This is a genomic window from Campylobacter sp. FOBRC14 (assembly GCF_000287855.1).
GTDB lineage: Bacteria > Campylobacterota > Campylobacteria > Campylobacterales > Campylobacteraceae > Campylobacter_A > Campylobacter_A curvus.
On sequence record NZ_ALJJ01000007.1, the window covers coordinates 392,169 to 401,231 of the forward strand.

Here is a 9,063-nt window from a genome sequence, read left to right on the forward strand (position 1 = left end):
AAAATTTAGGAGATAAAATGAAGACTCTCATAGTCTTGGCGCACCCATCCATAAAGGATTCGAAAGTAAATAAACGCTGGATACAAGAAGCAATAAAGTATCCGGATAAATTTACTATCCACGATATATACGGCGAGTATCCACAAGAGATCATAGACGTAAAGAGAGAACAGATGCTGATCGAGGTACATGGCAGCATCGTTTTGCAGTTTCCGATATATTGGTTCAACTGCCCGCCGCTAATGAAAAAATGGCTTGATGATGTATTCACGGACGGTTGGGCTTACGGTAAGGGCGACGAAGCACTCAAAGGTCGCAACATGGCCTTGGCTGTGATTGCTGGTATAGGCGAGAAAAACTATACCAGAACAGGCAAATATCACTACTCTTTAAAGGAAATTCTAGTACCGTTTGAGATGACTTTTGGCTACTGCGGAGCAAATTATAAAAATTTCGTAGCATTTTACGACGCGGAATTTAAAGCCACGCCAGAGCGTATAGAGGCGAGCGTGCCTGCATATATCGATTTTATCGCTTCGGTTTAGATGCGCTTTTATCTGTTGCGTGCTAAATTTCGCCTGGATTTGAGCACCTTATGAATCGCCTTTAAGAGCTACGAAACAATAAGCTAGGCCATTATTTGAATACAGATCGTATTTCCTGCTCTCATAAGTAGCGGAGCCACTCCCACGCAGGTGCTGTTTTGCTCGAATAGTGTTTGCATTCCCCGCGCTAGAGGTCGTCCCCCGCGCGGAGGGTGGATGAGTAAAATTTGTAAAGCTGACGGTAAATTTCAATAAAGCTTTACTAAACGCGACTACAAGTGGGTCGTTCGTTTTCTTAATTTTTATAAAAATAATCACGGCAAAATAAGCACTTTAAATTTTCTTTTGCCAAAAAGTGTATAATAACCCAAAAATTTCAAGAGGTAAAACATGATACCATTTAGCGACGAAGAGCTTTTAAAGCCTGTCACGGCGAGCCTACAAAAGGTGTTACCGATGCTTGAGAACGACGGTGGAGGCATGGAGCTTTTAGGCATAAAAAACGGCAAAATTTATCTGCGCCTTACCGGGCATTGCCACGGCTGCGCGGCGAGCACGACGACCCTAAAATACGGCATCGAACGCCAGCTTCGCATAGATATCCACCCTGAGCTTGAGGTCGTAAATATCCCCCTTGGAGAAGAGGTCAAATTTGATTAATTATAAAAAACTTGGCATAAAAAATTTCAAAAAAGCTAAATTTCGCGAGGCGATGACATATTTCTCGCTCGCTTATGAAGCCAGCAAAGATAAAAACGTGCTATTTTTCATCCAGCTTTGCTCGCTCGCGCAAGAAAGCCCTGAAGAGGCAAGGATGCTCTTTGAGTATTTCATAAACAAGGATAGGCGCGGCGATACCAAAGGAAATTTCGACGAAATTTTGGAGGTCTTGGAGTCTAGGATCGTTTCTGAGGATGACTTTGAGGAGCAAGACGCGATCAGCTATGAGGACTTTAAAGAGGCCGTCTGGCGCGAGGGGAATTTCAAAAAAGTCTTTGAAAACATCATGTTTTCGACCAAGGTCATGATCTCGAACAAGGACGATTTTTTAGAATTTTTAGAAAATCTCATAAAAAATAATTTCCTTGAAATGGGTATGAACTACCTTGAGAGCGCGGCCGTGATGTTTAGCGGAGACGAGCGCATAGGCGTACTTTTAAAAGAGATACAAAAAAGACAGGGCGATGAAAATATCCATTGATAAAAATTTCGTGACGGACAACTCGAACGAGTGCGAGCGCGGCTGCTTTTTCGTGCAAACGCATGCAAATTCTAAATTTTCCCAAGACGCCGTGAAAAAAGGCGCAAAGCTCATCAGTCTCGAAGAGTGCAAGAAAATTTTAAATATCGACGAAAATATCAAGATCGTCGGCATCACCGGCACAAACGGCAAGACTACGACCGCTGCAGCGATCTACGAGACATTAAGAGAGCTTGGGCATAAGTGCGCTCTTAGCGGCACGCGCGGCGCGTTCATAGAGGGCGAGCGCATAGACGAAAAGGCGCTGACTACTAGCGCGATCTTGCAGACGCTTGGGTATCTAAAAGCTGCAAGCCAGCGCGGCTGCAAATATTTCATAATGGAGGTCAGCTCTCACGCGATAGATCAAAAACGTATCGAGAGCCTGAAATTCGCACTTAAAATTTTTACGAATTTGACCCAGGACCACCTCGACTATCACAAGAGCATGCAAGAGTATGCGCGCGTAAAATCGAGCTTTTTTGAGGACGATAGCCTAAAGCTCATAAATATCGATGACGGCGGGATAAAATTTAACCCTAAAAACGCTTATACTTATTCGCTTAAAAAGCCCGCTTCCTTTGCTCCGGTCGCTTACGGTCTAAAGGGCGGCATCGATGCTGTCATAAAAACGCCAAACGGCGATGTGCAGATAGATTCGCCGCTTCAGGGGGAATTTAATCTTTACAACCTTATCGCCGCACTTGGAGCGGTGTATTTGCTCGCAAAGCCTGAAAATTCCAAGCTTTCAAAGGCGATTAGTAAATTTAGTGGAGTGGATGGACGCGTCGAGGTCGTGAGTAGTGAACCTTTGGTGATCGTGGACTTCGCTCATACGCCTGACGGGATAGAAAAAGTGCTAAATGCGTTGCGTCATCTAAACCTAATCGTGATCTTTGGTGCGGGCGGTGACAGGGACAATACCAAACGCCCGAAAATGGGTGCTATAGCGCAAAGATACGCTCAGATCTGTATCGTCACCAGCGATAACCCAAGAAGCGAAGAGCCAGAAGCAATAATAGATGAAATTTGCGCCGGTATGCGTATGGACGAGAGCGTATCGCGTATCAGTGACCGCAAAAAGGCGATCGAGCTGGGGCTTGGTAGGCTAAAAGAGCTGGGCGCTGGTTGGGCGCTCGTGATACTTGGCAAGGGCGATGAAGAGTATCAAGAGATCAAGGGTGTAAAACATCCATTTAGCGACAAAGAGGTCGTTTTAAAGGCTTTGGCTTTAAAGAGTTGAATTTTCACGTCCCAGCTTGCTAGACGAGATGCAAATCGCCTATTTTTGGCATCGATGCTTTCTTAAAATAGACTCTATTATAAAAAAAGTATTTTCTAAAGCAAAGTCAAACCTTGCGAAACGACGCTATCGCCGCCGAAAATCAGTGAAGCTATAAAGCTGAACGCGATTTTCGTGCTATATGTTCGGCGCTTTGCGGAGTGAGCTGGGTTTGCGAAGCGAATGTAAATGATTTATTATAACAGAGCCTTAAAACAAAACCGAAGGAAAATCATGAGAGTAGAAATTTTATCCAGTAAAATTCACCGCGCTACCGTCACGGACGCAAATTTAAACTACGTAGGCTCGATCACGATAGACGAGGAGCTCATGCGTGCGGCAAATTTACTAGAAAATCAAAAGGTCGAAATTTTAGACGTGAATAACGGCGAGCGCTTCGCCACCTACGTCATCAAGGGCAAAAAAGGCGAGATCTGCCTAAACGGCGCAGCTGCACGCAAGGTCTGCATAGGCGACATCGTCATCATCGTGGCGTATGCTAGCATGAAATTTAAAAAAGCCAAGAAATTCAGCCCGACCATCGTGCACGTAAATGCGAAAAACGAGATGATCAAAAAATAAAATCGCAAATTTTGACGAGCGCAAAAGGGCTTGGGCCTAAAACCTAAGCAAGCTTGTGTTATAATCTGTCAAAATTTCAAAGGTGTTTTTATGTTTGAGGGATTTGACTTTTCTAAGATGGGCGAAGTGCTTGAAAAAGCCAAAGAGCAGGCAGCAGCGCTGGAGGCCGAGAGTCTGAATAAAGAATTCGGCGCAAAAAGCGGCGGCGGACTAGTCAGTGTCAAAGCAAACGGCAAGGGCGAAATTTTGGATATCACGATCGATGATAGCTTGCTCGAAGACAAAGAGAGCCTGCAAATTTTACTCATAAGCGCGATAAACGACGTTTTAAAAATGGCCGAGGACGACAAAAAGGCGATAGCCGGTAGGATGCTGGGCGGTCTTGGCGACTTTGGCTTTAAAGGATAAACGTGAAAAAACTCCTTTTACTCATCTGCTTTGGTGTTTGGCTTTTTGCCGATCCGCGCCCGACTCAAGACGATTTCCACGCTTGCTACGAAAAAAACAAAAATTCTATCGTGGCTGTGAATAACCATTTTGGCGTCGTACTCACCAAGGATCTCATCGCCGTGCCTAAAAACGGCGAAGCCCCGATAAACGACTACGTGAAATTCGATCCTTATTTGCAGCTTTATCTCGTGCGCTCAAACAGCGATCTAAGCCCCGCCGCGATGGCTGACGAGACGAACGAGGAGCGTATAAAAAAGAGCACTTGGGTCGGGATCTTAAGCGATAACAATAACACGAAAATGGGCCACATAAAAGCACTCGGACAAAATTTAGGCGAATTTGATACGCTTAGCTTCGAGTATAACGCGACCGGCGAGATAAATACCCCTTGTTGCAAGATGATAGGCATAAGCGTGGGCGGCGATAAATTTATCCCGAACCGCTATTTAAAGCATTTTGCGGCGTATGATGATGTGTATTACGGCGATATAGGCGTGAAATTTTTACCAAAAGACGGCAAATTTTTCGTGGCGTCGGTCGATCCTTTGGGCCGAGGCAAGATGCTGATGGTAAATGACGAGCTTATCAGCATAAACTCCAAATCGCCAAAGAGCCTAAGAGAGCTAAACGAGGCGATACTCTTTGCGCCAAAAGGCAGCAAGCTAGACATCATCGTAAAGCGCGACAGAGCCGAGCTTTTATATCAGGTGCCGGTATCTGGGGATCTAAAATTTACCCAAAGCCTTGATGCGTTGATGCCAGATAGCATGAGTATGCCAAATTTAAACGTGATGCCCGGTGAAATTTCCTCGCAGATGGACGATAAAATTTTAAGAGACTACGGCATAAGCGTAGGTAAAAATCTAGTCGTGACAAAGGTCGAACCGCGCTCTAACGCCGATAAATTCGGTATAAAGGTGAGCGATAGGATATTACAGGTAAATCAAGAAGAGGTCGTAGATCGCGCTGATTTGCTAGCAAAGATAGCCGACCAGCAAAGCTTTTTGTTGCTATTTACAAGGCATGATTTTCAATTTTTTGCGAGAGTTCCTAAGTGACCTTGCTCGATGAATTCATAAAATTTCTAAACGTAAATTTGCCCAAAGCGCCGAGCTTCCATCCGTATTACGAGGAGGCGCTTGGCGTCATGTTGAAAGCTGGCGGCAAGCATTTTCGCGCTCAGTTGCTGCTTGGCGTCGTAGATGCTTTGCGTCCGCAGCTTACGCAAGATGCGATGCGAGTGGCACTCGGGCTTGAGATGATGCATACTTATTCGCTCATCCACGACGATCTGCCCGCTATGGACGATGCGCCGCTTCGTCGCGGAGTGCCTACGCTTCACACGAGATACGATGAGGTCACGGCTATACTCGTAGGAGATGCGCTAAATACGCAGGCTTTTTATGAAATTTCACGTGCCGACCTGGAGGCGCCCGTCATCGTAAAATGCGTCGAAATTTTAAGCGCCAATGCAGGAGCTAGCGGTATGGTGCTTGGTCAGGCGCTTGATTGCTTTTTTGAAAATAGCGATAAAGCAGATGTGAAAAACGCTAAAAATAGGCTCGGTCTCGCTCAAAAAAGGCTAAATTTAGACGAACTAGAATTCCTGCATATCCACAAGACCGCCAAGCTGATCGCAGCAAGCCTTGAAATGGGCGCAGTCATCGCAGCTCTTGACGCGGCGCAGTGCGAGCGGATCTACGGCATCGGACTTGATCTGGGCTTAGCCTTTCAGATAGAAGATGACCTCATAGACGCTACTAGCGACGAGAGCGAGGCTGGAAAGCCAGTGCATAACGATGTTACAAAGAATTCTTTTACGAATTTACTTGGCATTGATGGCGCTAGAGCCAGTAAAAACGAGCTCATCGCAAAGATACGCCGAGAGCTTTCGGATATGCCAAAGGGCGTTTGCAACGTGGTTGAAAATTTGATAGATAAACACTTGAAAGGTTGAAAATGCTGAAAAAACAAGCCGATACGATAAGATTTTTATGTGCCGATATGGTGCAGGCGGCAAATTCCGGTCATCCGGGCGCTCCGATGGGACTAGCCGATATAATGGTCGTCCTCTCGAAACACCTAAAACACAACCCCAAAGATCCTACCTGGCTAAATCGCGATAGGCTCGTTTTTAGCGGTGGACATGCGAGTAGCCTCGTTTATAGCTTTTTATATCTTAGCGGCTACGACGTGAGCCTTGAGGATCTTAAAAATTTCCGCCAGCTTGGCTCAAACACTCCGGGGCATCCTGAAATTCACACTCCGGGCGTCGAGATAGCTACCGGACCTTTAGGCCAAGGCGTGGCGAACGCAGTAGGCTTTGCCATGGCGGCAAAATACGCTGCGAACGTCCTAAATACGCCTGAAAACGAGATAATAAACCATAAAATTTACTGCCTTTGCGGAGACGGAGACCTAGAGGAGGGCATAAGCTACGAGGCATGTGCCTTGGCCGGGCGCTTGGGCCTTGATAACCTGGTGATGATATATGACTCAAACCACATCACGATCGAGGGCGATACGGCCATAGCTTGGAGCGAAGACGTGAAGGTCAGGTTCGAAGCGCAAGGATTTGAGGTCGCACGCATAAACGGACATGATTACGACGAGATAGAATTTGCTCTAAGCGAGGTGGCAAATAAAGACAAGCCCTATCTCATCATCGCAAATACCAGCATCGCAAAAGGCGCAGGCGAGCTTGAAGGCAGTCATAACGCACACGGTGCGCCGCTTGGCGAAGAGGTTATACGCGCAGCAAAGAGTGCGGCAGGCTTTGATCCGGAGCTTAAATTTCATGTCGATGAGGACGTGCTTATTAGATTTCGCGGGGCTCTTGAGAGAGGAGATCTCGCACAGGCCGAGTGGAACAAGCAACTCTTGTCGCTAGATGATGAAAAGGCTGAAATTTTAAACGGGCTTTTAAACCCGGATCTAAGCACGATAGAGTATCCTAAATTTGACGGTAAGAAGCTGGCAACGCGCGACAGCAACGGGCAGATAATAAACGCTATCGCAAGCGCGCTACCCGGATTCATCGGTGGTAGCGCAGATCTAGCGCCGTCAAACAAGACCGAGCTAAAGGGCATGGGTGACTTCCCGTGCGGCAAGAACATACACTTTGGTATCCGCGAGCATGCGATGGCGGCGATAAATAACGCGTTTGCCAGATACGGGCTGTTTTTGCCTTTCTCGGCGACGTTTTTTATTTTCAGCGATTATCTAAAGCCAAGTGCCAGGATGGCCGCTCTCATGAGCCTAAAGCACTTTTTCATCTTTACGCACGATAGCATCGGTGTGGGCGAAGACGGTCCGACGCATCAGCCTATCGAGCAGCTAAGCCAGTTTCGCGCGATGCCAAATTTCTATACCTTCCGTCCGGCTGACGGCAACGAGAACGTCCTTTGCTGGCAGGTGGCTCTAAATTTAGACGCTCCAAGCGCGTTCGTGCTTTCTCGTCAAGGGCTTGCACCGCTTGAGGGCGGAGTCTTTGGCGAGGTCAAAAACGGAGCGTATCTGCTAAAAAAGAGTGAAAACGCGAAGATCACCTTTGTCGCAAGCGGCAGCGAGGTCGAGCTTTGCCTCAAAGCGCATGAAATTTTAAGCGGCGATGGCATAGCTACGAACGTAGTTTCTGCGCCTTGCTTCGATCTGCTTTGCGAGCAGTCATGCGAATATCTGGATAAAATTTTAGATAAAAACAGCGTCGTGATCGCCGTAGAAGCCTCAAGAGGCCTTGAGTGGTTTAAATTTGCAGATCATGTTTACGGCATGAAAGGCTTTGGCGCTTCAGGCAAAGCCGCCGAGCTGTTTAGCCATTTTGGCTTCGAGCCGACTGCGCTAAGCGAATTTGCAAAAGGTGTGCTTTAATGGATATCGTTCATATCATAGTTCTTTCATTGGTGCAAGGTATAACTGAATTCCTACCGATATCAAGCTCTGCACACCTCGTACTCGTGCCAAAGCTGCTTGGCTGGCCCGATCAAGGGCTTGCCTTTGATGTAGCGGTGCATATCGGCACGCTAACGGCGATCGTTTTTTATTTCAAAGATAGTATTTTCGGGCTTTTACGCGACTTTTTTGCCTCTATTGTAAGGCGCGAAAGAGTAGGCGACAGCACACTGGTCTGGGCGGTTTGTTTTGCGACGATACCGGCAGGGATCTTTGGTCTAGCGTTTAATAGTCTGATAGAAGAATATACAAGAAGCGGTATCGTCATCGCGGTCACTACGATAATCTTTGGCGTAGTCTTATATCTAGCCGATAAGAGAGTCGGCACCAAAAGTGAATACGACGTCACTATAAAGCTAGCACTCATCATCGGTTTGGCGCAGGCTTTAGCGCTGATACCGGGTGTCTCGCGCTCTGGCATAACGATGAGTGCGGCGCTATTTTTAGGCTTTTCACGTGTAGGAAGCGCGAATTTCTCATTTTTGATGAGTATCCCTGTCATTTTACTAGCGGGCGGGCTAGAGAGTGTCAAGCTCATAAGGCACGACATCTCTTACATATGGAGTGATCTGGCGCTTGCAGCCCTGATCAGCGCTGTGAGCGCGTATATCTGCGTCAAGCTCTTTATGCACATCATTTCAAAGATGAGCATGACGCCTTTTGTCGTGTATCGTCTTATTTTGGGCGTATTTTTGCTATTTATGTTTGTTTAGAGTGATGGTTTAGGCTGTGAATCTAGCAAAAAGGCGAAATTTACAGCCTAAAATTAAATTTCGTATTGATTTTGTGCGCTCTTGTTTGATTTTAAGCACTTTAAGTTATAATACGCTTCTTTGGGTAGATGTCCGAGTGGTTGAAGGAGCACGCCTGGAACGCGTGTAAAGTGAAAGCTTTCGAGGGTTCGAATCCCTCTCTATCCGCCATCTTTTATCACTACTGATTATCACAAGAATTGAAAAGCTTCGTATATATTTGGCTACGGTTGCAATATAAAAATTTATATTTCGTTGTAA

The 9,063-nt window shown here is 46.4% G+C and carries 10 protein-coding genes and 1 tRNA gene; all 11 read left to right on the forward strand.

Annotated elements, in window-relative coordinates:
- The first annotated feature begins 17 nt into the window (after window positions 1-17).
- The 11 genes from HMPREF1139_RS02825 (at window position 18) to HMPREF1139_RS02875 (ending at window position 8,973) form a co-directional block, all read left to right on the forward strand.
- Complete coding sequence (locus HMPREF1139_RS02825; protein ID WP_009649833.1) at window positions 18-545, forward strand: NAD(P)H-dependent oxidoreductase; 528 nt, start codon at window positions 18-20, stop codon at window positions 543-545.
- A 390-nt stretch (window positions 546-935) separates the two neighbouring features.
- On the forward strand, window positions 936-1,205 hold the full coding sequence (locus HMPREF1139_RS02830; protein WP_009649487.1) for a NifU family protein: 270 nt from the start codon (window positions 936-938) through the stop codon (window positions 1,203-1,205).
- Complete coding sequence (locus tag HMPREF1139_RS02835; protein ID WP_009649473.1) at window positions 1,198-1,746, forward strand: hypothetical protein; 549 nt, start codon at window positions 1,198-1,200, stop codon at window positions 1,744-1,746. Before HMPREF1139_RS02830 ends, HMPREF1139_RS02835 begins: the two co-directional genes overlap by 8 nt.
- Window positions 1,730-3,028, forward strand: coding sequence for a UDP-N-acetylmuramoyl-L-alanyl-D-glutamate--2,6-diaminopimelate ligase (locus tag HMPREF1139_RS02840; RefSeq protein ID WP_009649460.1), 1,299 nt, complete (start codon window positions 1,730-1,732; stop codon window positions 3,026-3,028). Before HMPREF1139_RS02835 ends, HMPREF1139_RS02840 begins: the two co-directional genes overlap by 17 nt.
- A gap of 273 nt (window positions 3,029-3,301) precedes the next feature.
- Window positions 3,302-3,649, forward strand: a complete 348-nt coding sequence (gene panD / locus HMPREF1139_RS02845) for an aspartate 1-decarboxylase (RefSeq protein WP_009649873.1) — start codon at window positions 3,302-3,304, stop codon at window positions 3,647-3,649.
- A 90-nt stretch (window positions 3,650-3,739) separates the two neighbouring features.
- The gene (locus tag HMPREF1139_RS02850) at window positions 3,740-4,057 is read left to right on the forward strand and encodes a YbaB/EbfC family nucleoid-associated protein (RefSeq protein WP_009649747.1); all 318 of its coding nucleotides are present in this window, start codon (window positions 3,740-3,742) and stop codon (window positions 4,055-4,057) included.
- A 2-nt stretch (window positions 4,058-4,059) separates the two neighbouring features.
- Window positions 4,060-5,157 carry a DUF7488 domain-containing protein gene (locus tag HMPREF1139_RS02855; RefSeq protein ID WP_009649846.1) on the forward strand — a complete coding sequence of 366 codons (1,098 nt, stop codon included), beginning with the start codon at window positions 4,060-4,062 and terminating at the stop codon, window positions 5,155-5,157.
- Window positions 5,154-6,056 (forward strand): polyprenyl synthetase family protein, encoded by a 903-nt coding sequence (locus HMPREF1139_RS02860; protein WP_009649490.1) that lies wholly within the window; start codon window positions 5,154-5,156, stop codon window positions 6,054-6,056. The genes HMPREF1139_RS02855 and HMPREF1139_RS02860 overlap by 4 nt, the downstream gene beginning before the upstream one ends.
- A gap of 2 nt (window positions 6,057-6,058) precedes the next feature.
- A complete protein-coding gene (gene tkt / locus HMPREF1139_RS02865) occupies window positions 6,059-7,969 on the forward strand; it encodes a transketolase (RefSeq protein ID WP_009649662.1) in 1,911 nt (636 codons plus the stop codon).
- Window positions 7,969-8,763, forward strand: coding sequence for an undecaprenyl-diphosphate phosphatase (locus tag HMPREF1139_RS02870; protein WP_009649586.1), 795 nt, complete (start codon window positions 7,969-7,971; stop codon window positions 8,761-8,763). Before tkt ends, HMPREF1139_RS02870 begins: the two co-directional genes overlap by 1 nt.
- 122 nt (window positions 8,764-8,885) lie before the next feature.
- A tRNA-Ser gene (locus HMPREF1139_RS02875) sits at window positions 8,886-8,973 on the forward strand.
- Window positions 8,974-9,063 lie beyond the last annotated feature (90 nt).

What these genes read in the sequence shown, in the direction of transcription:
- HMPREF1139_RS02840 (WP_009649460.1), top strand. Translation starts at nt 1,730, where the DNA reads ATGAAAATATCCATTGATAAAAATTTCGTGACGGACAACTCGAACGAG.
- HMPREF1139_RS02830 (WP_009649487.1), top strand. Translation starts at nt 936, where the DNA reads ATGATACCATTTAGCGACGAAGAGCTTTTAAAGCCTGTCACGGCGAGC.
- panD (WP_009649873.1), top strand. Translation starts at nt 3,302, where the DNA reads ATGAGAGTAGAAATTTTATCCAGTAAAATTCACCGCGCTACCGTCACG.
- HMPREF1139_RS02870 (WP_009649586.1), top strand. Translation starts at nt 7,969, where the DNA reads ATGGATATCGTTCATATCATAGTTCTTTCATTGGTGCAAGGTATAACT.
- HMPREF1139_RS02850 (WP_009649747.1), top strand. Translation starts at nt 3,740, where the DNA reads ATGTTTGAGGGATTTGACTTTTCTAAGATGGGCGAAGTGCTTGAAAAA.
- tkt (WP_009649662.1), top strand. Translation starts at nt 6,059, where the DNA reads ATGCTGAAAAAACAAGCCGATACGATAAGATTTTTATGTGCCGATATG.
- HMPREF1139_RS02825 (WP_009649833.1), top strand. Translation starts at nt 18, where the DNA reads ATGAAGACTCTCATAGTCTTGGCGCACCCATCCATAAAGGATTCGAAA.